The sequence below is a fragment of the Pseudomonas sp. H1_D05 genome (genome assembly GCF_054682705.1).
Genome location: NZ_CP162825.1, coordinates 4,316,805 through 4,339,206 on the forward strand (window position 1 = coordinate 4,316,805; position 22,402 = coordinate 4,339,206).

Here is a 22,402-nt window from a genome sequence, read left to right on the forward strand (position 1 = left end):
CGGGCACTGTCGTTGACTGCGCAACCGGGCGGGTTTCACAGGGCAATCAGCCGGATCGGGCTGCCATCGGTCACGTTCAGCGCCGCACACATTGCAGGGGTGAGGGACAGCGGTTGATCGGTCTGGTAATCGAGTTCGGCCATGATCGACCGGAAGCCGTGCAGCGCGTCGTTGCTCAGCAGATAACGACCGCGGGCATCGATTTGGGGTTTTTGCTGCACCGTTGCCGTCTGGCTGCGGGCGATCGAACGAATGTTGCTGGTGCGCGCATACAGGGTCGGGCCGGCGTCGAACAAGTCGATGTAGCTGTTGGTTTCGAAGCCTTCACGCTCGAGGATGTCGAACGCTTCCTCGGCCATCCGGGTGGATGCGCCCGATGCAGTCCTGCGCGGCTTGCGGCAGCATCGGCACGTAGATCGGATATTGCGGCATCAGTTCGGCGAGAAACGTGCGGCTCTGCAGCCCGCACAGGCGTTCGGCTTCCGCGTAGGGCAGGTCGAAGAAGTGTTTGCCCAGCGCATCCCAGAACGGCGAATGGCCTTCCTCGTCGCTGTAGCCGACGATTTCGGTGATCACCGCCTCGGCAAAGCGCGGCGCATGGGCGGCGATGAACAACAGGCGCGCCCGTGACAGCAACTCGGAAAACGGCGTGCGCACCAGATTGGCGTCGATGTGAAAACCGCGCAGCAGCGTGTGATCGTTGAGGTCATGGCACAGCGACAGCGCCGGTACGCCGTGTTCAATGTTCAGTTCGCGGGATGCACTGGTGAAATGGCGATTGCGCAGGCTGTAGAACGGCTCGTCGAAGCCCGCCGTCGCCAGAATCTCCGAGCAGCCAACCAGACGCTGGTCGTCCAGGTCTTCCAGCACAAAGAAGTAATTCTCCGGGCCGTGGGCCGCCGCTGCGCTAGCGAACGATGCACATGACGCGGCGATTTTTGCGCGCAGGCGTTCGCTGTCGTCCGGCAGGGAGGTCACGCCCACCAGACTGTCGCGGGCCAATTGTTGTAGCTGGGGCAGGTCAGTCTGTTCGACTGGGCGTAAGACCAGCATGGATGTACTCCTGTATCAAAAGGTTCGGCGATGTCGCCAAACCTGACTATCACTGTCGGTGTCCACGCGATAAATCGGCGGTCGCCTGATTTGTTGTCAGACGCCGCTCTTTTTCTTGTCAGCCGTTGCTCGGGTCAGGCAGCGCAGTACTGGCGCCGAGTTTATTCAGGAAGAACAGATACACCAGGCCCAGGGCAATCCAGATCAGGCCGAGCTTCTGCGCATCGACGCCCATGTTGTACATGATGGCCGCGACGATGATGAAGCCGATGACCGGGCAGATCAGGTGACGCACCACCTGGCCGGACTTCTGCCGACGCCAGTAGTAGTTGATCACTGTCAGGTGCAGCAGCATGAAGCCACTGAGCGCGCCGAAGTTGACCAGCGAGGTCAGGGTGTCGACCGAGTTGATGAACAGGTAGCAGATCACCAGCGACAGCACCGCCACCAGATAGATGCTCAGGTAAGGCGTGTTGTGTTTCGGGTGCACCTTGGCCAGCACTTTCGGCAACTTGCCGTCGCGGGCCATGCCGAACAGCAGGCGCGAGACAGCGGCTTGCGAGGTGATCGCTACAGCCACGCCCCAGGCCAGCGCCGTCGCTACAGCGGTCAGGGTCGCCAGCCAGCTGCCGGCAGCGATTTCGGCGATTTCATAGAACGCAGTGTCAGCGGATTTGAAGCCCATGCCTGCCGCCAGGTCGGTGGCGATCCAGGTTTGTGCAACGAAAATCACCCCCATGACTACCAGCGTGATCAGCGCCGCTTTACCGACGCTCTTGCCCGGATCGCCCTTGATTTCTTCAGCGAGTGTCGAGATCGCATCGAAGCCAAGGAACGACAGCACCGCAATCGACACCGCTTGCATCAGCAGGGCGAAGTTAAAGGTTTCCGCGTGATACAGCGGCGCCAGGGTCAGCTCGCCGTTGCCGCCACCGTTGTGCAGGGCATTCCAGGCGTAGAACAGGAAGATCCCCAGCACCACCAGTTGCGCGAGCAGGAAGATGATGTTCATCCGTGCGGTGAAGGTGATGCCGCGCAGGTTGACGAAGGTCGCGCTGACCAGAAACGCCAGAATAAAGCCGACTTTCGGAATGTCCGGGTACAAATGGTTGAGGGCCATCGCCGCGTAGACGTAGAGCAGCGGCGGGATCAGCAGGTAATCGAGCAGCATCAGCCAGCCGGCGATAAAGCCGACGTGTTGATTGAGGCCACGCTGCGCGTAGGAATAGACCGAACCGGCAATCGGAAAAGCCTTGGCCATGCTGCCGTAACTCAGCGCGGTGAACAGCATCGCCACCATGCCGATGATGTACGCCAGCGGCACCATCCCCGGTGCCTCGGCGTTGACGTAGCCATACACACCGAACGGGGCGATGGGGATCATGAAGATCATCCCGTATACCACCAGGTCGGTCAGCGTCAGGCTACGTTTCAACTCTTGCTTGTAGCCGAATTCTTCAATTTCCATGAAGCGCAACTCCTTGTCAGCCAGTCGGTCGTTTTAGTTGTTATCGATCCATCGTTTACAGCGTCAGCAGTCTTTCATTCATTACAGCAAAGGCGCGAGGTATCCGGCCCAGCGCGATACGGCTTCGGGGCTGCGCAGCAAATCGTTGCGCACCTCGATCAGCACCGAGTCGAGGCCACGGGCATCGCCGTGCACCGGCACGGTCATGTCGCCCAGCGGATCGATCTTGTACGGCTGATTACCGGCCACTTTCAGCGGATGCTCGCCGAGGCCGTCGAGCAGGCGTTGCGCGTAGGCCTTGGCCTGACCGAACAGCACCCCGGCCTCCAGCGGTCGCGGCTGGCCGTAAAACACCGGGGTGAAACTGTGAATCCCCACCACACGCACCGCTTGGCCCTGTGCCACACGTTCGTCGATCAACGTTTGCAAGCGCGTGTGAAACGGTTTGAACAAGGTCTGGCGGCGGTACTCGCGGGTGGCTTCGTCCAGCTCGCGGTTACCCGGCACCTGATAGATTTCGCTCTGCGCCGGAATGCTGTCCGGGGCGTGGCGTGGCCGGTTCAGATCGATCAGTAGGCGTGAATAATTGGCGCTCAACAGGGTTGCGCCGAGCCTTTCCGATAACTGTTCGGCGAGTTGCAGCGCACCAATGTCCCAGGCGATGTGTTCAGCGGCGGCGGCCTCGTCCAGGCCCAGGTTGTTCAGGGCCTCGGGGATGTAGCGGCTAGCGTGTTCGCACACCAGAATCAACGGGTGCGCGGAGTCGGCGCGGCTCAGGTTGTAGGCCGGTCGGGTGTACAACCCCAGCTCGGCGGATTCAGTACAGGCGTGCATAGTGCTCACACAAGTCAGCGGGCGAGAGCTGTTCCGTCAGCGCCAGTTCCTCGGTTTTCAGGGCGTAGTAAGTGTCGAGCAGCGGCTTGGGCAGCCATTCGGTGAAGGCGCCACTGTTGCGCAGGCAATCCAGCGCCTGGGCCAGCGAGGCGGGCAGGGCGATGATGCCCCGGGCCTTGCGTTGCTCGTCGTTGAGTGAATCGGGAATTTCATCGGTGATCGCGTTCAGTGCCAGGCGTTGTTCGATGCCCAGACGTCCGGCGATCAGCAGCGCGGCCATGGCTAGATGCGGCGAGGCGGTGGCGTCCATGGCGCGGAATTCGAGGTTGAACTGCTGGGCCACGGATTTGCCACCGAGGGTCACGGTCGGGCAGATGCGCAGCGCCGCCTCGCGGTTCTGTTGACCCAGACAAGCGTAAGAGGCGCTCCAGTGATGCGGCTGCAAGCGCTCGTACGACACCGGCGTCGGCGCGGTGAAGGCACAGAGGGCCGGCAAGTAATGCAGGATCCCCGCCGCCCAATGCTGGCCGAGACTCGACAGACCGTTGCTGGTGCCGGCGTCGTAAAGCATCGGTTGACCGGCCAGATCGAGCAGGCTGACGTGCAGGTGCACGCCGTTGCACACCGCATCGGCGGCAGTTTTTGGCGCGAAGCTCAGGTCGAGACCCATTTGCCGGGCGATCTCGCGGGTAATCTCGCGCACGTTGACGGCACGATCGGCCGCCGCTACGCCGAGCGTCGGGCGACAGGTGATTTCGTATTGATGCTTGCCGTATTCCGGCAGAAACATTTCCGGCTCGACACCGCCGGCGCGCAGGGCGCTGAGCAGCCAGCCACCGAACTCGGCGCCCTGACGCTGGGCTTCGAGGGAAAATGCCAGATGCTCGGCGAAACCGGCGTGCAGGTTGAATTCGTGTTCGAACGCGGCGTTGACCTGCAAGCCCAGCGCATCGCGATATCGCTCGATTTCATCGCGCAACAGCGTACGCGGGCAGGCGCCCCACGGGCGGCCATCGGTTTCGCGGATATCGCCGTGGATGAAATCCAGCGCCGGTGCGTCGGCGTCCGGGCCGTTGCCGACGGTGACGCGGCTGCCCAGATCGGGAATCAACCGCAGATCGCCATAGGCGCCCCACGGATTGGTCGAGGCAATGATGTCCTGCGGCGTCAACGCGCTGTTGGCCGGCACCCAGCCGCACCCGGCGGCTTGATAATGCTCAAGTTCATCAGTGGGAAACGAGCGGCCACGGGTGATGCCGATCAGGTCGGTGGTGACCAGCGTGGTCATCGGCAGCGGCGTCAGGCGCGTGCTCATGGCTGCATCTCCTGCAGGCGGGCGAGCACGGTGTCGGTGTCGGTGATCCAGCAGTAACCCTTGATCGCATTCAGGCAGGCGTGATGGCGTTCGTCGCTGTAGGTGGCGCAGGCGTCTTCGACTAGGGTGACCAGATAGCCGCGATCGGCGGCGTCGCGCACGGCCATGTCCACGCACTGGTCGGTGACGATGCCGGCGATGATCAAGTGACGGGTTCCGAGGTTGCGCAGCACGTAGTCGATGTTGGTCGAGTTGAACACCCCGGACGAGGTCTTCGGCAGGACGATTTCGTTTTCCACCGGGCTCAGGTCTTCAATGATCCGCGCCTGCGCGCTGCCTTTGGGCAGGTGCATGTCCGAGAGTTTGTGGTCGAGCGAGCGGTCACGGCCATCAGCCGTAAGGCTTTCGATAATGGTGTGCAGTACATTCTGCCGCGTTTCGCGAAAGGCACTGAGCAAACGACGTTGGTTGGGCACCACCTGCATGTGTGCACGGGTCAGGAAATACTCGGCGTCAGGCCCGTTGAGGTGCGCGTCGAACTGCGGTTCGAGCCAGGCACGCTGCATGTCCACCAGCAACAGTGCGGTGTGATCGGTGACAAACGGCAAGTCCCGCGGCGAGCGGTGGGGAAGGCTGAACATCCTTATTTATCCTCCAGCAGGTGGGTGTTGAAGTCATTGCGCAGGGCATCGATGCCTTCCAGGCGATCGGCGAGGTTTTCGGTGCGCAAGGTCAGGCAGGCGATCAGTGCTTCGACCTGAGCCAGCGCTGGCACCATGGTGTCGAACGGCGAAGCCGATTCCACCGGCGCGCTGATGATCAGATCGGCCAGTTCACGCAGCGGCGAGGCATAGATGTCGGTGAACAACACTACGCGTGCGTTGTTGTTTTTCGCCGCACTGGCGACCCGCAAGGCCTGGGTCTGGTAGCGGCGGTAGTCGAACAGCAACACCACATCCTGGCGTTGCAGATCAAACAAGCGATCAGGCAGTTGCGCGTTGTCTTCCAGGGCAAAGCAACCGGGGCGCAGCAAGCGCAGGTGATTGAGCAGGTAGGTGGCCATCAGGCTGCTGAAGCGCCCGCCGAAGCAATACACCTGATGACGGGCATCGAGCAGCCAGTCGGTGAGAATGCGCACGTCTTCGGGTTGGGTCAGCGATTGGGTTTCGACCAGCAGGCGATGGCTGTCGCCCAGATAGTGGCTCCAGGCGTCGTCCCTGTGTTGATGGGCGCGCGGTTGCAACAGCGTGCGCGGCGAGCGCAGGCGGTGGTCCATGTCACTGAGCAGGGCATCCTGGAATTCGGCGTAACCACCGAAACCGAGTTTTTTCACCAGCCGCACGATGGTCGGATCGCTGACGCCGGCATGTTCGGCCAGACGCGCCATCGGCCCCAGACCGTTGCGGGGATACTGATCAAGCAAGGCGCGAACGACTTTGCGCTCCGACGGCGTAAGATCCAGGCCGGGATCGGTGATCAGGTCTCTAAGAGGGGGCATCCGGGCTCCTGCTGGATGAGGGGGTGTTGAATTCGCTTCATAATCCGTCAAAACAGTATTTATGTAACTGACGTTACATGTCTAGTGAATTTTTCAGCGTGTTGAAAAGGCCCCGAAATGGGGCGAGACGCCTGTATAACAAGGGCCACACGGACTTCGACGGGGCTTGTAGTCCATCGCCCACGATAGTGTCAGAGATTGCCGTATTTTTGCTTTTGTCCGCACTTGCCGGGGCGATGCAACAACCCTGCAGCCCTCGGTTTACGGCACAATTGCCGATAGAACGGCTTTGCGCCGCTGTTTTTCATGAAGGCCCACCGGAGCGATCCCTGTGCAGACCACTCGTTTGACATTGATTTGCCATGCGCGAACCGTCGCACAGAAATTGGCGTGTTTTCCTACGAATGAACCTGTTGAAAATAGCCAACTGGCATCGTGCGAATTGGCCGAGCGTTTCGACGCCGCGCGACGCTTGATTTGCGCGCCGGAGTTGCGCACGCGCCAGACAGCGGCTTGGTTTGGCACCGACGCGCAGATTGATGAGGCGCTGCGCGATTGTGACTGGGGACGCTGGCATGGCCAGTCGATCAAAGCCCTGCAAGCCTCGGAAGACGCCGCGCTGCAGGCCTGGCTGGACGATCCCCACGCCACTCCGCATGACGGTGAGTCAACGGCGCAGTTGTGCCAGCGCGTGGCGACTTGGCTAGCTAACCTGCAAGGCACGTCGGGACATGTCGTGGCGGTGACGCATCCGTTTGTCATCCGCGCCGCGCTGATCCACGTGCTGCGCGGTTCGGCGTTGCATGACATCGATGTCGAACCGTTGTCGCTGCTCGAACTGCGCTTCACCGGGCGCTGGCGCCTGTGTCTTAAAGGAGCTTTGTGATGAAACAACTGCTGGTGATCGGCATCGGTGCCGGCAATCCCGACTACATCACGATGCAGGCGGTGAAGGCGTTGAATCGGGTCGACGTGTTCTTTCTGATGGATAAAGGCCAGAGCAAGGACAAGCTGATCGACCTGCGCCGCGAGATTTGTGAGCGCTACATCGACAACCCTGACTATCGCTTCGTCGAGGCCCACAGTCCGGAGCGCGAACGCGGCGATGTCGACTACGCCGCCAGTGTTGATGAGCTGAACCGCGCCAAGCAGCAGACCTTCGAACGCCTGATCAATGACCAATTGTCTGACGGTCAGTGCGGCGGTTTCCTGGTGTGGGGCGATCCGGCGCTGTACGACAGCACCGTGCGCATCCTCCAGGCGATTCTGGCCTCGGGCGCGTGCGCCTTCGAGTTTGAGGTGATCCCCGGGATCACTAGCGTTCAGGCGTTGGCGGCGCAGCACAAGGTGCCGTTGAACACCATCGGTCGTTCCATCGAAATCACCACCGGGCGGCGTTTGGCGGCAGGGCAGGTGAGTGATGCGGACAGTCTGGTGGTGATGCTCGATGCCGAGGATTCGTATCAGCGGGTGGCCGATCAGCAGACCCGGATTTATTGGGGCGCCTACTTGGGCACGCCGGATGAGATTCTGATCAGTGGCAGGCTGTCGGATGTTGCGGATGAGATCGAGCGGGTGCGCAAGGCGGCGCGGGCCGAGCATGGGTGGATCATGGATACGTATTTGTTGCGCAAGCCTTAGATTTTCACTGGCCGGTAAGGCCCCTTCGCGAGCAAGCTCGCTCCCACAGGGGAACGCATTTCAAAATGTGGGAGCGAGCTTGCTCGCGAAGGCGCCGGAACATTCAACGCACATTTCGAACAGGCAAAAAAACACCCGGTGCAACGCAAGTTGCACCGGGTTTTTTGTTGCCAGCAAGCGGCGGATGTCGTGGATCCGCCATTCACTGTTGAACTCTGGTTATACGCGTTCCAGCGCCAGCGCCACGCCTTGGCCGCCGCCGATGCACAGGGTCGCCAGACCCTTTTTCGCATCACGCTTGATCATTTCATGCAGCAGGGTCACCAGCACGCGGCAACCCGATGCACCGATCGGATGGCCCAACGCGATGGCGCCGCCGTTGACGTTGACCTTGTCCAGATCCCATTGCAGGTCCTTGGCCACCGCCAGCGATTGCGCAGCGAAGGCTTCGTTGGCCTCGATCAGGTCGAGTTGACCGAGGTTCCAGCCAGCCTTGTCGAGGCAGCGGCGAGTCGCCGAAACCGGGCCGATGCCCATGATTGCAGGATCAACACCTGCGTTGGCGTAGGCAGCTATTTTCGCCAGAACCGGCAGACCGAGGGCTTTGGCTTTCTCGGCGCTCATCAAGATGACCGCAGCGGCGCCGTCATTCAGCGACGAAGCGTTGCCGGCCGTGACGCTGCCGTCCTTTTTAAATGCCGGGCGCAGTTTCGCCAGGGATTCGGCAGTGGTGTCGCCACGCGGCTGTTCATCAACCTTGAAGGCAACCGGATCGCCTTTGCGCTGCGGGATCAGGATCGGGGTGATCTCATCGACAAAGCGACCGGCCTCAATCGCGGCGGCGGCTTTCTGCTGCGAGGCTGCGGCGAAGGCGTCCTGCTGTTCGCGGCTGATCTCGTATTTGTCGACGAGGTTCTCGGCGGTGATGCCCATGTGGTAATCGTTGAACGCATCCCACAGGCCATCGCTGATCATGGTGTCGACGATTTGCGCGTGGCCCATACGCAGACCGGTGCGTGCGCCCGGCATGACGTAGTTGGACAGGCTCATGTTTTCCTGGCCGCCGGCGATGATTACGTCAGCGTCGCCGCAACGGATCGCTTGCGCACCCAGATGCAGGGCTTTGAGGCCCGAACCGCAAACCTTGTTCAGGGTCATTGCTGGCACGGCGTGGGGCAGGCCGGCCTTGATCGCGGCCTGACGCGCCGGGTTCTGGCCGGCGCCAGCGGTCAGCACCTGGCCCATGATCACTTCATCGACCTGCGCACCGTCCAGACCGGTTTGTTCGAGCAACTGGCGGATCACCGCCGCGCCCAGATCAACCGCGGACACGCTGGCCAGGGAGCCCTGGAAACTGCCGATCGCGGTGCGCGTGGCGGCAACAATTACGACGTCTTGCATTTTCGAATTCCTCACTGGGCAGCGAACTGCATTTCCGGTACGTGATCCGGGACGATCAGTTTACCAGCGGTTTTGGCGACGATTTCCTCGACGCTGACGCCAGGTGCGCGTTCCTTGAGGACAAAAGCGCCATTTTCGATTTCCAGGTAGGCGAGGTCGGTCAGCACGCGCTTGATGCACCCGGCGCCGGTCAGCGGCAGGCTGCACTTGGATAGCAGTTTCGACTCACCATCCTTGGACGCGTGGGTCATGATCACGATGATGTTGTCGGCGCCGGCCACCAGATCCATCGCACCGCCCATGCCCTTGACCAGTTTGCCGGGGATCATCCACGAGGCGATGTTGCCTTCGACGTCCACTTCGAACGCGCCGAGCACGGTCAGGTCGACATGACCGCCACGGATCATCGCGAATGATTCGGCGGAGTTGAAGATCGACGCGCCGATGCGTGCGGTCACGGTCTGTTTGCCGGCGTTGATCATGTCGGCATCGATGGTGTCTTCAGTCGGAAACGGACCCATGCCGAGCAGGCCGTTTTCCGATTGCAGCATGACTTCCATGCCTTCGGGAATGTAGTTGGCGACCAGGGTCGGAATGCCGATGCCGAGGTTCACATAAAAGCCGTCCTGCATTTCGCGGGCGACGCGCTGAGCCATTTGTTCGCGGGTAAGTGCCATGGTTTTATTCTCCGTCAGCCTGAATTATTTGCGGATGGTGCGCTGTTCGATGCGTTTTTCGAACGTGCCGCAAATGACCCGATCGACGTAGATGCCCGGGGTGTGGATCTGCGAGGGGTCGAGTTCGCCGGGTTCGACGATTTCTTCGACTTCAACCACGGTGATCTTGCCGGCGGTAGCCGCCAGCGGGTTGAAGTTCTGCGCGGTGTGACGGTAGATGACGTTGCCGAAGTGGTCGGCTTTCCAGCCTTTGACAATGGCGAAGTCGCCGGTGATGGATTCTTCCATCAGGTACTTACGACCTTTGAATTCGCGTACTTCCTTGCCTTCGGCGACCGGGGTGCCGACGCCGGTGGCGGTGAAGAAGGCCGGAATGCCGGCGCCGCCTGCGCGCATCTTCTCGGCGAGGGTGCCTTGCGGGGTCAGGATGACTTCGATGTCGCCTTTGAGCAGTTGTTCTTCGAACAGCTTGTTTTCGCCGACGTAGGAGGCGATGACTTTGCTGATCTGACGATCGGTGAGCAGCACACCGAGGCCGAAACCGTCGACGCCGCAGTTGTTGGAAACGACGGTGAGGTCGCGGGTGCCTTTGCGTTTGATCTCGGCGATCAGGTTTTCCGGAATGCCGCACAGACCGAAGCCGCCGGCGATAACGGTCATGCCGTCCTCAAGCCCGGCCAGGGCTTCCTCGTAGGAACTCACGCGCTTGTCGAAACCTGCCATATGCACCTCTTTTATTATTTGCGGGCGGCTGGCTAGCCGAATGGTTGGAGTGTCTCGCTGGAGGATATATTTGTTAAGTTGATTTTTAATGTTGATTGATAGATAAAACTCAATAATCGCGTTATGGCGTGCTGCTTTGATCGTTCCTGACGCTCCGCGTGGTAATGCCTCTAGGGACGCTCCGCGTCCAGTGACGCGGAGCGTCACGGGCTGCGTTCCCACGCAGGAGCGTGGGAACGATCATCATGGCTCGCCGCTTAACGCTTGTAGCTTACAACTGGAGCGAAGCGAGTATGACCATCAAACAGATCCGCGCCTTCCTCGCCGTGGCACAGAGCCTGAGCTTCGCCGTGGCCTGCGAGCGTCTGCACCTGTCGCAATCGGCGTTGAGCCTGACCATCAAAGCGCTGGAAGAGGGCCTGGGCGGGCGCCTGTTCAGTCGTAACACACGCAATGTCGCGCTGACTGCGGAAGGTGAATCCTTGCTGCCGCTGGCGCGGCGGCTGATCGCCGACTGGGATAACGCCGAAGACGAAATGCGCCAACGCTTCAGTTTGCAGCGCGGGCGGGTGACGCTGGCGGCGATGCCGTCGTTTGCCGGCAACCTGCTGCCGCCGATCCTCAAGACGTTTCGTGCGCGCTACCCGAACGTCAACGTCACGGTCAATGACGTGATCAATGAGCAAGTGCTGGAAATGGTCCGTGACCGTCAGGTGGAACTGGGCGTGGCGTTCGAGCCGATGCAAAACACTTCGATGACGTTTACGCCGTTGTACGTGGATCGCTTCGTCGCGGTGGTATCGAAGGATTCGCCGCTGGCGCAGCGCGACGAGATCGATTGGCAGACGTTGTTGCAGGAGCCGTTCATCACCTTGCAGCGGCCTTCGACGGTGCGAGTGATGCTCGAAGAGCACCTGCAGGCGCGAGGCATGAAGTTGCCGGTGGAATTTGAAAGCCATCAACTGGCCACGGTCGGGCGGATGGTCGCCAGCGGTCTGGGCGTCAGTGCCGTGCCGGCGTTGTGCGCCGAGCAGATGCAGGAGCTCGGCGCCCACTGCCTGACCCTGGATGACTCGGTGCAGCGGGCCATCGGCGTGCTGACTGAGCCGGGCAATGAACTGTCGGCGGCGGCGCAGGCATTGTTCGATATTCTCAAGGCTGAAGATCTCGGGCGACTGTGAGATCTACCCCCTCACCCCAACCCCCTCTCCCCCAAGGGGGGCGAGGGGGAAGGGAGCTGATCGGGGGCATTTCAAAAAATGGGTTCGACTCGTAATTTTCAGGTCGCAGTATTAAGTCCTGACAACTCGGTCAGTTCCCTCCCCCTGGCAGAGGGCTAGGGCGAGGTGGAAAGGGAGCTGATCGTGGGGTATTCAGCTTGTGGGCTCGACTCAGCATTTTCAGGTCGCCGTATCCAGGCCTGACAACTCGGTCAGTTCCCTCTCCCTTGGGAGAGGGCTAGGGTGAGGGGCTTGGGTCCTGAGTCGAACACAAAGTGCAGCAACTCACCGATCCAGCACTTCAACCAACAACGGCAAAAGCTGTTCACACGACGCTTCAATCTTCAAATCCAGCAAATCATCCGCGCGGGTCTTGCCCAGATTGATCGCAATCAACGGCTTGCCACGATCGGCAATCACCCGGCACAGGCGAAACGCCGAGTACGCCATCAACGAAGACCCCACCACCAACATCCCCGCTGCATTCTCTGCCGCCGCCATCGCCCTTGCCGCCGTGGGCTGCGCGACGTTCTCGCCGAAAAACACCACGTCCGGTTTCATCCGCTCGCCAGCGCAATGCGGGCAGCGCGGCACCTGAAAGCGCGCTTCGAAGGCCGGGTCGAGCAGGGTGTCGCCATCCGGCGCCTGGACTGCATCGACCCCGGCCAGATACGGGTTGTGCATTTCCATCAATTGTTGAATCGAATCGCGCTCACTGCGCTGGCCGCAGTCCAGGCAGAGGACGCGATGCAGGTTGCCGTGCAGTTCGATCACATCGTGACTGCCGGCTTGATCGTGCAGGGTATCGACGTTCTGAGTGATCAAACCGTGGATCAGCCCATGGCGCTGCAAACTGGCCAACGCTTGGTGCGCGGCATTCGGCTGCGCCTGACGCACCCTCGGCCAACCCAGCATGGCCCGCGCCCAGTAGCGGCGGCGCGACTCGGGGGCGGCGAGGAACTCCCGGTACATCATCGGCTGCCGGCCACGGCGCACACCGTCGCTGTCGCGGTAATCCGGAATGCCCGACGGCGTGCTGATGCCGGCTCCGGTCAGGACGAGGAAGTCGCCATCGGCCATCACCTCTTGCAAGGTGTCGAGGTGTTCGCGGGTCGGGCTGTCGAGCATGGTCAGCGCTCCGAAATGGGCAGTGCCAGCAGGTTAGCACGCGACCCGCGCGGGTTACTTGCGTGCCTCCAGAATCAGGTTGAACGGCGTTTGCGTGGCCCGGCGGAACTGCTTGAAACCGGCCTCGGTAAACACCTTGCGCAAACGCATTTCCCCTGCTTGTGCGCCCAGGCCCAGGCCGACTTCCTGCGACAGCGAGTTTGGTGTGCAGATAAACGTCGAAGCCGCATAGAACAGCCGCCCGACCGGGTTGATGTTGTCGTCCAGCGTGTCGTTGGCGAACGGCTCGACCAGCAACACCGTGCCATCGTCTTTCAGCGAGTCATAGGCGTGACGGGCGGCACCGACCGGATCGCCCATATCGTGCAGGCAGTCGAAATAGCAGATCAGGTCGTAGTCGTCGCCGGGGTAGCTTTTCGCCGAACCCTGAAAGAACTTCGCCCGGCTGCTGACGCCACCTTCCTCGGCGCGCTGGGTGGCGACGGTGATCGAGGGCGCGTGATAGTCATAGCCGACGAAACGCGAGTTGGGAAACGCCTGTGCCATGATCACGGTCGAGGCGCCATGACCGCAGCCGATATCGGCGACTTTCGCGCCTTGCTCAAGCTTGGCTACCACGCCGTCCAGCGCCGGCAGCCATTCGGCGATCAGGTGGCCCTTGTAGCCGGGCCGGAAGAACCGCTCGGTTCCGGTGAACATGCACGGGTGGTGATCGCCCCAGTGGCAGGGCACCGTTGCCGCGCATGGCTTTGACCAGTTTGTCCTTGTCGTGGAAAAACGATGCCACCACCCCGAGGCCACCAGCGACATACACCGGGGAATCTTCAACGGCCAGGGCCAGTGCCTGTTCTTCAGGTAAACGGAACTGACCGTCGTGGTGCTCCATGTAGCCGGACGCCGCATGAGCGCTGAGCCATTCGCGCACCAGACGCGGGTTGCAGGTGGTTTTGGCAGCGAGGGCATCGGCACTGATCGGCTGACTGTCGGCCATTGCCCGGTACAGCCCGAGTTCTTCGCCGACGATGACATTGGCCAGCATCGCCGCGCCGCCCATGTCGTTGACCAGTTTGCCCATGAATTGGTTGAGCTTCGCCTCATCCATCATGTGTGCTCCTGAAACAGGATCACGGTCCGGCGGCGTCGAGGGTCGAGGCGTGCGCCACCGGGCGGTGGTCACGGAGTTGGGCAGGGCACGGCTGACGTCCTGCGTCCCCCTCGACTGGGTAATAAAGGAGTCTAGCCCCGGTCCGGGCGTGTCGCTGGATTTGTGAGCAACGAAAACCTGTGGGAGCGAGCCTGCTCGCTCCCACAATATTGATCGGCAGAGAATCTGTATCACTGTGTATCGCCGTGATGGTGGGACACACAGGGCTGCAAATGCCCGGTCATCTGCACACAACCGCAATACATCCGGCGGCTCAAATGTGCCAAACCCACTGCTGAGGTACATCCCATGCATACGCCGCCCTCATCAATGCCACCCAGTGTTGGCCTCGGCCTGCGCCGTGGTCTGCTGAAAGACCTGCAGGCTGCCCGTAGCGGCGCCTTCGACTTTCTCGAAGTCGCCCCGGAAAACTGGATCGGAGTCGGCGGCGCGCACGGTGCGGCGTTACGCGAACTGGCCGAGCGCTATCCGTTGTCCTGTCACGGCTTGTCGCTGTCGCTGGGCGGGTCGGCGCCGCTGGATGTCGGATTCTTGCAGGAGGTCCGGGTGTTTCTCGACCATTACAACGTGCCGCTGTACAGCGAGCACCTGAGTTACTGCAGCGATGACGGGCATCTGTATGACTTGCTGCCGTTGCCGTTCACCGGAGAAGCGGTGCAGCACGTTGCCGCGCGGATCCGTCAGGCTCAGGACATTCTCGGCCGGCGCCTGGCCGTGGAAAACGTCTCCTACTATGCCGCCCCGCGTCAGGACATGGACGAGCTGAGCTTCACCAATGCCGTGTTGCGCGAGGCCGATTGCGACCTGCTGCTGGACGTCAACAATGTCTATGTCAACGCGATCAACCACGGCTTCGATCCGCAAACCTTCCTCGCCGGTATCGAGCCGGACCGGGTGGTCGGGATGCATGTGGCGGGGCATTTCGATGAGTCCGACACGCTGAAAATCGACACCCATGGTGCCTCAGTCAAACCGGTCGTGTGGTCTCTGCTGGCGGAGGCTTATAGGCGGTTTGGCGCGCAGCCGACGTTGCTTGAGCGGGACTTCAATTTCCCGGCATTTTCCGAACTGGTCGCCGAGTTGCAGACCATTCGCCATTTGCAAACCGGAGGTCGCCCTCGTGGATAACCTGATACTGCAACAACAGGCGCTGACCCGGTATTTGCGCGATCCTGAACATCAATCGCCACCGGCCGACATGAACGTGGCGCGGGTCAACGTTTATCGCGATCTGGTGTTCAACAACGTTTCGCAATTGTTGAGCGGCACGTTTCCGGTGTTGATCCGGATCATCGGGGAACAACGCTGGAGCCTGCTGGTACGAGGCTTTTTGCGCGAGTGGCGGGCGCAGACCCCAAAGTTTGGCGAGATTGCCGAAACGTTTCTCAACTATCTCGCGTCGCCACCGCAGGTGTTGCGCGAGGGCGAGTGGCCGGCGTTTCTGCTGGAGCTGGCGCATTACGAATGGGTCGAGATGATCTTGCAGCAGTCCGATGCTCAGGCGCTGCCGCCAAGCGATCCGGCGCTGTTGCTGGAGCGTCCGCTGCAGATCTCGGCACTGGCCTGGCCATTGGCGTATGTGTGGCCGGTGCATGCACTTGATCCGAACCATCAGCCCGCCACGCCGCCGGCGCATCCGACCCTGTTGCTGGTGCGGCGCACGGCAGACTGGAATGTGCAGTTTTCCGAGCTGAGCCCGCTGGCCTGGCGCCTGTTACAGCGCATTGAAGCGTTTCCTGACCTTGATGGCCGCCAGCAATTGCAAGATCTGGCAATAGAAGCAGGGGTGGCCGACACCGAAACGTTCATGGACAGCGGATCGGCGTTGTTGCGGCAGTTTCACCAGGAGGGCGTGCTCGCCAGCGTCCTGTAAGTCATGCCGCAGGCAGCCACGACGGTGGGCAGGGATGCAGACGATAGAAGTCGCGCAGGTGCGCCACATCGCGTGCGAATCCAGCGTTCAGCCATTGGCGATATTGCGCCTGCGCCGCGGTTTGCAAGGCCGGTTGGCGCAGACCATCCGCTACGGCTTGCGCGGCTTGCATACCGCTCATTAACGCTTTGAGCACGCCGTGGGAGGACGCCGGGTCGAGCCGGCTGGCGGCATCGCCCACCAGAAAATAACCAGCACCGGTGACGGCCGGGGTGATGCGCCAGGTTACATCGGCGCCGCGTATCCGCCCTACGGCTGGCAAAGCTTGCAGGGCCTCGGGAAGCCTCGTCGAGCGCCTGTTGTTCTCGAACGTCAGGTGCGTCCAGTGCAACAACTGCGGCTCGACCTGGGCGATCCAGGTCCATCCGTCAGGATCGGCCAGCAAGTGCGCGGTTGTTGCATAGGTTGCGCTGTGACCTTGCAAGTAGCCGTAACGCGCCACCAGCGGCGGTGAACAGTGGCGAACCGGCAGACCGAGTTGGCGAGCGAGCCAGTCGCAAGCGCCACTGGCATCGATCAGGCAGGTCGCGTAAAGGCGTGCGCTGTCGGTCTCCACGCCGATCACCCGATTGGCCTGAGTCAGCACTCGCCGTGCCCGGCAGGGCTGACTGATCTCCACCCCTAACGTGGCCGCTTGCGCCAGTAACGCCGCGTCCAGTTGCGCCCGCTCCAGATGAAAACCCTGCCAGGCGCCGCGATCATCGGCGCCAAAGACATTGAAGCGCGGCGCACCGTTCCAGTGCACCCAGTGGCCGTCAAAGCGCCGGGCCCCGCGGCCACACAGCTGCTCGGCGACCCCCAGTTGTCGGAGCAGTGGTTCGATGCCCGGATGCAGGCTTTCGCCGGGGCGAAACCGGGGGAACGCCTGCCGTTCGATCAAGGCCACGCGCAGCCCGTGACGGGCGCAACTGATTGCCGTTGCGCAGCCCGCAGGGCCGGCGCCGACGACCACAACATCAAAATGTTTCATGGGCGACCCGCCATGGCAGGGTGTCGCGTTTGATCAGGATTGCATCGGCGCTGAGCAGCAAGATCACCAGCTCTTCGACTTCGACGTGGCGCAACCTGAAATCACTTGCAGGGATCTGCACGGCACCGCGCTTGTACAGCAAAAAGCGCTGCACCCAGCCGTCGAGGAGCTGCCCGGCTTGCGCCTGCGCGCTGTCCAGTTCCGCGTTCGGCCGCTGCACGTCAACGAACGACAACAGTGGCCAGGCATTGCGCAGGGATTTATCGCTGGCGGCGCCGAGCGCACGGTACACGCGATACATCGAACGCACGCGCTGCTGATAGATGGTTTGCGCAGTGTGGCCGGTCGTGCTCAGGGAGAACTGGCCATCGAGGGCCACCTGTGTGTAATCGGCATGGGCGTACGCGTGGTACTGGACGATCAGCCGATCGTCTTGAGTGATCAGTTGCGGGCCGCGCTGATTATCCCAGGCCACGCCGCCCATGCCGATTTCCTCATCGGTCAGGGGAATGATGCTGTGCAGCGTCGAGCGCGGCTCAAAGACCCGTGCCGAATCCGGTGCCACGCCAGGCCAGAAAGAACCTAGCGCTGCGCAGATCTTCGCATCCTCGGGAAACGGGCTGGCCATCTGATAGCCGGCGAGGACGTTGATCCATTCGTCGTCTGCCGTGCGCTGGCGAACCCAGCCGACCTCCCAGCCAGGCCCGAACACCCCGGCGGCGCCGTCGGGCAGCGAGGTCGGCCGCGATGACGGTGGTAGCCGGGCAATGGATTGCACCGTGTCGGTTTGATCGGCGAGGGCAACGATGGCGCTCACCCCTCGGTCAGTCGGGGGAGAACAGTTGATCCTGCAGATCGAGGTTGGCGCAGTAGCGTACGTTGGAGAGCGCTTCAAGTCGGGCGTGCCAGAGACCGGTACTTGGTAACGCTGGTTCGTCGCTGACCCAGTGCAACAGCTTGCGTTGACTGCATAACGGATAGAAGTCCGGAGGGCCGATCAGCGAATAGGCGGCGACGGCCGGCAAATGGTTTTCCAGCATCGGGCAGCGTGGCAACACCCAGCCATCGGCAGTGCCGTCCTGATAATGCAAGGCGCGATAACCGCCCTGACGTACCAACGCCTCGACACCTTCATGCTCGTTCAGGTCTTCGATGCTGCCATCCGCTTCGACCCGGTGACGTCCGTGCACCATGCCGCCGGTATTGGCCGGCAGCACAAAGGACAAGGGCTGCCCCTGATATTCGACGGGCGCCACCAGCCGGGCTCTGGCTTCAGGCACCAGCAGACCGGGGCCGAGATCTACAGTCGAGGCCCAATGCGCAAGATTTTCCGTGACGACGAAGGGTGGCTGGCTGATCTGCGGTTCCTGCCAACCGGTACCGCTGTGGCGCAAATGGACATGCCGCAGTTTTTCGTTGATCTGGTGGTTGCCCAGCGTCACCGTCAGGTTCAGCCCCTCCAGGCACTGCGAACCATTGAACAGCTTGTGCACGGGCACCCAGAAATCCAGTCCGGGGTCGAGGTCCACCTGAAAATCCATCGGCCCGAAGCGCTCCGCATCGCCCTTGAGTTGCACGGCAATGTAGGCGCTGTAGCGCACTGGCATCACCCGGATGCCGTGCGGGTCATCGTCGACGAAGGGCAGGAAACTGCGCAGCGTTGCGTCATAGCACGGGGGGGCGGTGCCGACGCGGGCGATACCGGTACGCGAGAAGCACAGGTCGGCATGCCGGCCATGCACGGTGTCGGCGGCGCAGCGATATTCACTGGCAAACGCGACCACCGCCAACGGCGCGCCCCGGGCTTTGTCGCGCAGGCTGTCGAGCGTGGGCGGACTGACGCTGTAGACATAGTCGAGCACGGTCTCGATCTCGGCGGCAGTGGGGAACAGCTGTAATGTCTGGCCGCTTTCATCGCTGAGCACGTTTGGCGAGGCCAGCGCGTGATACAGCAGGCTGTGCGCCGGTGCGCCAGCCTCGATCGCCCGGCTGCCGGTCGTTGCGAAATCGGTAAATCCGGGTATTGACCGGTCGATTTTCAGGGGCTTGTGCAGTTCCGCCGCCAGCGGTTCAGCCAGCAAGTCCAGGCCGTGGGCGAGCATCAGCGAATGCCAGCCGCCGGGCGCCAGGCGCGTACACACGTGGGTAACGGATTCGAGCAGAGTCATGTTGCGCCTCGACAGGTTGGGCCAATTGTCATGGAACCGTAGCCCGGCGCTGACTTGCTACTGTCAGATCTGACAGTGGCGACCAATGGTGAACAGTGCGAAACGGGCAACACAACCATAAGCGCATCAGCCAAGGCGCACAGTCAGTGGATTCTGATGAAGTTGTAGGCATTGGCGCGGCGGTGTGCAGGCTACCGACCGGTATCGGTCGGTAGCGTTTAAACAGGCGCCGTTAAAGCGTTTATGGATGCAGCGGCAGCTTCAGTTCAGCGCACAGCCCGCCACCCTGGCGATTGCTCAACGTCAGCGAACCACCGAGCGCCATGGCCAGTTGCTGGGCAATCGCCAGTCCCAGCCCGGTGCCGCCGGTATCGCGATTACGCGAGTTTTCCACGCGGTAGAACGGTTGCAGCACCTGCGCCAGTTCGGCGTCGGCGATGCCCGGGCCGCGGTCCATAACGGTGATCGCCAGGTTTCCTTTGTTGGCTTCGACCCAGACTTCGGCGGCGCCGGCGAATTTCAGCGCGTTGTCGGTCAGGTTCACCAGAACCCGGCGCAACGCATGAGGGCGGGTGTCGATGACCGCCGCACTCTTGCCGACCAGTTGCACCTGCTTGCCCATGTCCTGATAGTCGAACACCAGGCTTTCGAGGAAGGAATCCATGTTGGTGCGGCGGCTTTCTTCGGTCGAACCATGGATGCTGCGCGCATACGCCACGCCTTCGCGAACCAGGTGTTCCATCTCGTTGAGGTCATTCCACAGTTTGTCTTTCTCGGCGCAATCGTCCATGAGTTCGGCGCGCAGTTTCATCCGCGTGATCGGCGTTTGCAGGTCATGGGATATCGCCGCCAGCAGTTGCATGCGTTCCTTGAGATAAGCGGCAATGCGCGCCTGCATCGTGTTGAACGCCCGTGCTGCGTAGACCACTTCGTTCGGGCCGCTTTCGTCGAGGTTGATCGGGTGGGCGTTGGGGTCGAGGGTTTCCACGGCGTTGGCCAGGCGGGTCAGCGGACGGATCGCGATACGCACGGCCAGCCAGGTGCAGGCGATCATCAAGGCCAGTTGGCCGAGCAGAACCGCCGGCAACCAGGGCGATAGCGGGACCATGGCGGGGCGCACATCGATGGTCACCGGGCTGCCGTCGCTCAGGCGCAAATGGCCCTGAAAGTGTTTCTTCGGCCCGGGAATATCGGTGAAGGTCAGCGGATAACGTTCACCGATGGCTTCGGTGATCGAGGTGACCGCCACCGGCACATCACTGGCCTCGATCGGTGTGCCCGGTTCGCCTTCGCTCAACAGGTAGCCATAATTTTTTCGCGCCAGACGCTCGAGCCAGGCAGGGCGCTCTTCGGCAGGCAAGCGATCAAGGATCGCAATCGAGGTCGAGACGTCGGTTTCCAGATTGCCGAGCATGGTGTTCTTGGCGCTTTGGTAACGCTCGTAATACTGCGCACCGAACGACAGCGCCTGAGCGAGCAACAGGCCGATCAGGAAAATCAGCGACAGGCGCGAGGCGAGGGTACGCGGCCAGTGCAGATTGACGCTCATGCCGGGGCCCCGAGAATCTCGACCGGCAGCGAGAACACGTAACCTTCGCTGCGCACGGTCTTGATGTAGGCCGGCTCGCGCGCATCATCCAGCAGGCGCTGACGCAAACGGCTGACCAGCAAGTCGATCGAGCGGTCAAACAGATCGGCGTCGCGGCCCTGGGTCAGATTGAGCAGTTGGTCGCGGCTGAGCACCCGTTGCGGGTGATCGAGAAAGACCCGCAGCAAGCGATATTCGGCACCGCTGAGGGCGACCATGGTGCCGTCCTTGTCCAGCAGGTGACGGGCCGAGGTGTCCAGTTGCCACCGGCCGAAAGCCAGCAAGCGCCCGGCCTCGGTGACCACCAGATTCGGCGGCAGCATGCGCGTGCGGCGCAGCACAGCGTTGATCCGTGCGAGCAATTCGCGGGCGGCGAACGGTTTGGTCAGGTAATCATCGGCGCCCATTTCAAGGCCGATGATGCGGTCGGTTTCATCGTTGCGCGCGGTCAGCATCAGGACCGGCGTGGCCTTGTGTTTACCCACCCGCAATTCGCGGCACAACTGCAGGCCATCGTCGCCGGGCATCATGATGTCGAGCACGATCAGGTCGACAGTGTTGGCTTCGAGAAAGCTGCGCATCTGCCGGCCATCGGCGACCACCGTGGTGCGCAGGCCGTTTTTCTTCAGGTAGTTGCCCACCAGTTCACGGATCTCGCGGTCGTCGTCGACGATGAGAATGTGATCGACATGATCCATCGGTGCAAACCTCTATCAAAAGGGACTGCCGTGCAGTGTATCGAGCCTGCGGTGGGCCGCCTGCCTGCCTTTGTATTGCAGTGTATCTGCCGTCACAACGGATACACGGGGACGCAAAAACGCGATTTTTTCAGGGTTTTGTATCGCTGTGTATCCCCCGATGGCAAGGATACACAGCGATTGAAACGCGCCTGTTCCTGACACAGAGGCGATACCTCGCGAGCCTCAAATAGGCTCCATCGAGGCCCACACAGATCGCCTCGGCTCAAACCCCACTGAAGCCTTGAGGAAACGCCATGAACAACAAATCCGTAATCGCCGCCTGCCTGTTTGCCGCGCTGAACATCTGCACGCTCTCGGCCCGGGCCGAAGCCGCTGTCACCGCGCAAACCTACACCTACGGCACCCACCTGGATATCCAGAAAGTCATCTCGCTGAAACAGGACAACTCGGTGTCCTGCGGCATCGTCGAGGCGCGCATGATCTACCTCGATTCTGCCGGCAAAACCCGCGTACTCGATTACAGCAAATTTGCCGACGGCTGCAACAACGACAACTGAGTCACCAACGGGAACCAAGCCATCAACGGCAACCAGGCCAACACGGCAACTAAGCCAACTCTTCATAGAAGGAGCAACACCATGAACAACGTCGCGCGCTTTTTCACCGCCATCGCTTTCTCCCTGGCCGGCGTCGCCGCCCATGCCAACGCTGCGGTTGAACAGCATAGCTGCCACAGCAGCACCTGCTTCCAACTGACGCCGGTGGCCCAGCAGGGCAGCGCCGGCCTGATTGCAGCGGACGGCTCCAGCCGCACGCCACAAGGGCAGATGTTCGCCGAGAACGGCGCCAGCCGTACGCCGCAGAGCCAATGGCTGGAAAGCCAGAGCGTCTGAACGGCTCGTCACAATCATTGATCAAG

Annotated in this window: 21 protein-coding genes and 2 pseudogenes; 7 read left to right on the plus strand and 16 right to left on the minus strand. The window is 61.6% G+C overall.

Features of this window, described 5'->3' with window-relative positions:
• Positions 1-35: 35 nt before the first annotated feature.
• From AB4O11_RS19475 to AB4O11_RS19500, 6 genes and pseudogenes are all read right to left on the minus strand, one after another.
• Positions 36-1,053: pseudogene (locus tag AB4O11_RS19475) on the minus strand (arginine N-succinyltransferase).
• Positions 1,054-1,171: 118 nt separating this feature from the next.
• The gene (locus AB4O11_RS19480; protein WP_077572161.1) at positions 1,172-2,521 is read right to left on the minus strand and encodes an APC family permease; all 1,350 of its coding nucleotides are present in this window, start codon (positions 2,519-2,521) and stop codon (positions 1,172-1,174) included.
• Positions 2,522-2,602: 81 nt separating this feature from the next.
• Positions 2,603-3,355 carry an N-formylglutamate amidohydrolase gene (locus AB4O11_RS19485; protein ID WP_186624836.1) on the minus strand — a complete coding sequence of 251 codons (753 nt, stop codon included), beginning with the start codon at positions 3,353-3,355 and terminating at the stop codon, positions 2,603-2,605.
• Positions 3,339-4,670 carry a type I glutamate--ammonia ligase gene (locus tag AB4O11_RS19490; RefSeq protein WP_460127951.1) on the minus strand — a complete coding sequence of 444 codons (1,332 nt, stop codon included), beginning with the start codon at positions 4,668-4,670 and terminating at the stop codon, positions 3,339-3,341. The genes AB4O11_RS19485 and AB4O11_RS19490 overlap by 17 nt, the downstream gene beginning before the upstream one ends.
• Positions 4,667-5,311, minus strand: coding sequence for a cysteine hydrolase family protein (locus tag AB4O11_RS19495; RefSeq protein WP_460127953.1), 645 nt, complete (start codon positions 5,309-5,311; stop codon positions 4,667-4,669). The genes AB4O11_RS19490 and AB4O11_RS19495 overlap by 4 nt, the downstream gene beginning before the upstream one ends.
• A 2-nt stretch (positions 5,312-5,313) precedes the next feature.
• Complete coding sequence (locus AB4O11_RS19500) at positions 5,314-6,168, minus strand: MurR/RpiR family transcriptional regulator (protein ID WP_093439023.1); 855 nt, start codon at positions 6,166-6,168, stop codon at positions 5,314-5,316.
• A gap of 331 nt (positions 6,169-6,499) precedes the next feature.
• On the opposite strand from AB4O11_RS19500, the gene AB4O11_RS19505 reads away from it, so the two are divergent.
• On the plus strand, positions 6,500-7,054 hold the full coding sequence (locus tag AB4O11_RS19505; RefSeq protein WP_460090467.1) for a histidine phosphatase family protein: 555 nt from the start codon (positions 6,500-6,502) through the stop codon (positions 7,052-7,054).
• Positions 7,054-7,809 carry a precorrin-6A synthase (deacetylating) gene (cobF, locus tag AB4O11_RS19510; protein WP_460090470.1) on the plus strand — a complete coding sequence of 252 codons (756 nt, stop codon included), beginning with the start codon at positions 7,054-7,056 and terminating at the stop codon, positions 7,807-7,809. Before AB4O11_RS19505 ends, cobF begins: the two co-directional genes overlap by 1 nt.
• 219 nt (positions 7,810-8,028) lie before the next feature.
• Here cobF and AB4O11_RS19515 read toward each other — a convergent pair whose 3' ends face one another.
• The 3 genes from AB4O11_RS19515 to AB4O11_RS19525 are packed head-to-tail and all read right to left on the minus strand — an operon-like array spanning position 8,029 to position 10,610.
• On the minus strand, positions 8,029-9,210 hold the full coding sequence (locus tag AB4O11_RS19515; protein WP_186624840.1) for an acetyl-CoA C-acetyltransferase: 1,182 nt from the start codon (positions 9,208-9,210) through the stop codon (positions 8,029-8,031).
• Positions 9,211-9,221: 11 nt separating this feature from the next.
• Positions 9,222-9,887 (minus strand): CoA transferase subunit B, encoded by a 666-nt coding sequence (locus tag AB4O11_RS19520; RefSeq protein ID WP_093439005.1) that lies wholly within the window; start codon positions 9,885-9,887, stop codon positions 9,222-9,224.
• Between the two features lie 24 nt (positions 9,888-9,911).
• Complete coding sequence (locus AB4O11_RS19525; protein WP_016983257.1) at positions 9,912-10,610, minus strand: CoA transferase subunit A; 699 nt, start codon at positions 10,608-10,610, stop codon at positions 9,912-9,914.
• Between the two features lie 293 nt (positions 10,611-10,903).
• Between AB4O11_RS19525 and AB4O11_RS19530 the strand changes: the two genes are divergently transcribed.
• Positions 10,904-11,791: a LysR family transcriptional regulator gene (locus tag AB4O11_RS19530; RefSeq protein ID WP_099758637.1), complete on the plus strand. Its 888-nt coding sequence runs from the start codon at positions 10,904-10,906 to the stop codon at positions 11,789-11,791.
• 324 nt (positions 11,792-12,115) lie between these two features.
• Here AB4O11_RS19530 and AB4O11_RS19535 read toward each other — a convergent pair whose 3' ends face one another.
• Both AB4O11_RS19535 and AB4O11_RS19540 read right to left on the minus strand, forming a co-directional pair.
• Positions 12,116-12,958 (minus strand): NAD-dependent protein deacetylase, encoded by an 843-nt coding sequence (locus AB4O11_RS19535; protein WP_460127955.1) that lies wholly within the window; start codon positions 12,956-12,958, stop codon positions 12,116-12,118.
• 54 nt (positions 12,959-13,012) lie between these two features.
• A pseudogene (locus AB4O11_RS19540) lies at positions 13,013-14,060 on the minus strand (class I SAM-dependent methyltransferase).
• Positions 14,061-14,411: 351 nt separating this feature from the next.
• Between AB4O11_RS19540 and AB4O11_RS19545 the strand changes: the two are divergent.
• Together AB4O11_RS19545 and AB4O11_RS19550 are read left to right on the plus strand one after the other, a co-directional pair.
• A complete protein-coding gene (locus AB4O11_RS19545; protein WP_460127957.1) occupies positions 14,412-15,251 on the plus strand; it encodes an HvfB family MNIO-type RiPP peptide maturase in 840 nt (279 codons plus the stop codon).
• Positions 15,244-15,996 carry an HvfC family RiPP maturation protein gene (locus tag AB4O11_RS19550; RefSeq protein ID WP_460127959.1) on the plus strand — a complete coding sequence of 251 codons (753 nt, stop codon included), beginning with the start codon at positions 15,244-15,246 and terminating at the stop codon, positions 15,994-15,996. Before AB4O11_RS19545 ends, AB4O11_RS19550 begins: the two co-directional genes overlap by 8 nt.
• Position 15,997: 1 nt before the next feature.
• Here AB4O11_RS19550 and AB4O11_RS19555 read toward each other — a convergent pair whose 3' ends face one another.
• From AB4O11_RS19555 to AB4O11_RS19575, 5 genes are all read right to left on the minus strand, one after another.
• Entirely contained in the window at positions 15,998-17,026 is a 1,029-nt protein-coding gene (locus AB4O11_RS19555) for an NAD(P)/FAD-dependent oxidoreductase (protein WP_427119225.1), read from the minus strand.
• Positions 17,013-17,843 carry a hypothetical protein gene (locus tag AB4O11_RS19560; protein WP_460127961.1) on the minus strand — a complete coding sequence of 277 codons (831 nt, stop codon included), beginning with the start codon at positions 17,841-17,843 and terminating at the stop codon, positions 17,013-17,015. Before AB4O11_RS19560 ends, AB4O11_RS19555 begins: the two co-directional genes overlap by 14 nt.
• Positions 17,844-17,850: 7 nt before the next feature.
• The gene (locus AB4O11_RS19565; RefSeq protein WP_460127963.1) at positions 17,851-19,194 is read right to left on the minus strand and encodes a hypothetical protein; all 1,344 of its coding nucleotides are present in this window, start codon (positions 19,192-19,194) and stop codon (positions 17,851-17,853) included.
• Positions 19,195-19,435: 241 nt separating this feature from the next.
• Complete coding sequence (locus AB4O11_RS19570; protein WP_099758642.1) at positions 19,436-20,743, minus strand: sensor histidine kinase; 1,308 nt, start codon at positions 20,741-20,743, stop codon at positions 19,436-19,438.
• Positions 20,740-21,480 (minus strand): response regulator, encoded by a 741-nt coding sequence (locus tag AB4O11_RS19575; protein ID WP_007919579.1) that lies wholly within the window; start codon positions 21,478-21,480, stop codon positions 20,740-20,742. Before AB4O11_RS19575 ends, AB4O11_RS19570 begins: the two co-directional genes overlap by 4 nt.
• A gap of 296 nt (positions 21,481-21,776) precedes the next feature.
• Between AB4O11_RS19575 and AB4O11_RS19580 the strand changes: the two genes are divergently transcribed.
• Both AB4O11_RS19580 and AB4O11_RS19585 read left to right on the plus strand, forming a co-directional pair.
• Complete coding sequence (locus tag AB4O11_RS19580; RefSeq protein WP_460127965.1) at positions 21,777-22,040, plus strand: DUF2790 domain-containing protein; 264 nt, start codon at positions 21,777-21,779, stop codon at positions 22,038-22,040.
• An 81-nt stretch (positions 22,041-22,121) separates the two neighbouring features.
• Positions 22,122-22,376 carry a hypothetical protein gene (locus tag AB4O11_RS19585; RefSeq protein ID WP_186624848.1) on the plus strand — a complete coding sequence of 85 codons (255 nt, stop codon included), beginning with the start codon at positions 22,122-22,124 and terminating at the stop codon, positions 22,374-22,376.
• Positions 22,377-22,402 lie beyond the last annotated feature (26 nt).

Excerpts from the sequence above, each read along its gene's own strand:
- AB4O11_RS19480 (WP_077572161.1), bottom strand. The coding sequence starts at position 2,521 with ATGGAAATTGAAGAATTCGGCTACAAGCAAGAGTTGAAACGTAGCCTG.
- AB4O11_RS19485 (WP_186624836.1), bottom strand. The coding sequence starts at position 3,355 with ATGCACGCCTGTACTGAATCCGCCGAGCTGGGGTTGTACACCCGACCG.
- AB4O11_RS19490 (WP_460127951.1), bottom strand. The coding sequence starts at position 4,670 with ATGAGCACGCGCCTGACGCCGCTGCCGATGACCACGCTGGTCACCACC.
- AB4O11_RS19495 (WP_460127953.1), bottom strand. The coding sequence starts at position 5,311 with ATGTTCAGCCTTCCCCACCGCTCGCCGCGGGACTTGCCGTTTGTCACC.
- AB4O11_RS19500 (WP_093439023.1), bottom strand. The coding sequence starts at position 6,168 with ATGCCCCCTCTTAGAGACCTGATCACCGATCCCGGCCTGGATCTTACG.
- cobF (WP_460090470.1), top strand. The coding sequence starts at position 7,054 with ATGAAACAACTGCTGGTGATCGGCATCGGTGCCGGCAATCCCGACTAC.
- AB4O11_RS19515 (WP_186624840.1), bottom strand. The coding sequence starts at position 9,210 with ATGCAAGACGTCGTAATTGTTGCCGCCACGCGCACCGCGATCGGCAGT.
- AB4O11_RS19520 (WP_093439005.1), bottom strand. The coding sequence starts at position 9,887 with ATGGCACTTACCCGCGAACAAATGGCTCAGCGCGTCGCCCGCGAAATG.
- AB4O11_RS19525 (WP_016983257.1), bottom strand. The coding sequence starts at position 10,610 with ATGGCAGGTTTCGACAAGCGCGTGAGTTCCTACGAGGAAGCCCTGGCC.
- AB4O11_RS19530 (WP_099758637.1), top strand. The coding sequence starts at position 10,904 with ATGACCATCAAACAGATCCGCGCCTTCCTCGCCGTGGCACAGAGCCTG.
- AB4O11_RS19535 (WP_460127955.1), bottom strand. The coding sequence starts at position 12,958 with ATGCTCGACAGCCCGACCCGCGAACACCTCGACACCTTGCAAGAGGTG.
- AB4O11_RS19545 (WP_460127957.1), top strand. The coding sequence starts at position 14,412 with ATGCATACGCCGCCCTCATCAATGCCACCCAGTGTTGGCCTCGGCCTG.
- AB4O11_RS19555 (WP_427119225.1), bottom strand. The coding sequence starts at position 17,026 with ATGAAACATTTTGATGTTGTGGTCGTCGGCGCCGGCCCTGCGGGCTGC.
- AB4O11_RS19565 (WP_460127963.1), bottom strand. The coding sequence starts at position 19,194 with ATGACTCTGCTCGAATCCGTTACCCACGTGTGTACGCGCCTGGCGCCC.
- AB4O11_RS19570 (WP_099758642.1), bottom strand. The coding sequence starts at position 20,743 with ATGAGCGTCAATCTGCACTGGCCGCGTACCCTCGCCTCGCGCCTGTCG.
- AB4O11_RS19575 (WP_007919579.1), bottom strand. The coding sequence starts at position 21,480 with ATGGATCATGTCGATCACATTCTCATCGTCGACGACGACCGCGAGATC.
- AB4O11_RS19580 (WP_460127965.1), top strand. The coding sequence starts at position 21,777 with ATGAACAACAAATCCGTAATCGCCGCCTGCCTGTTTGCCGCGCTGAAC.
- AB4O11_RS19585 (WP_186624848.1), top strand. The coding sequence starts at position 22,122 with ATGAACAACGTCGCGCGCTTTTTCACCGCCATCGCTTTCTCCCTGGCC.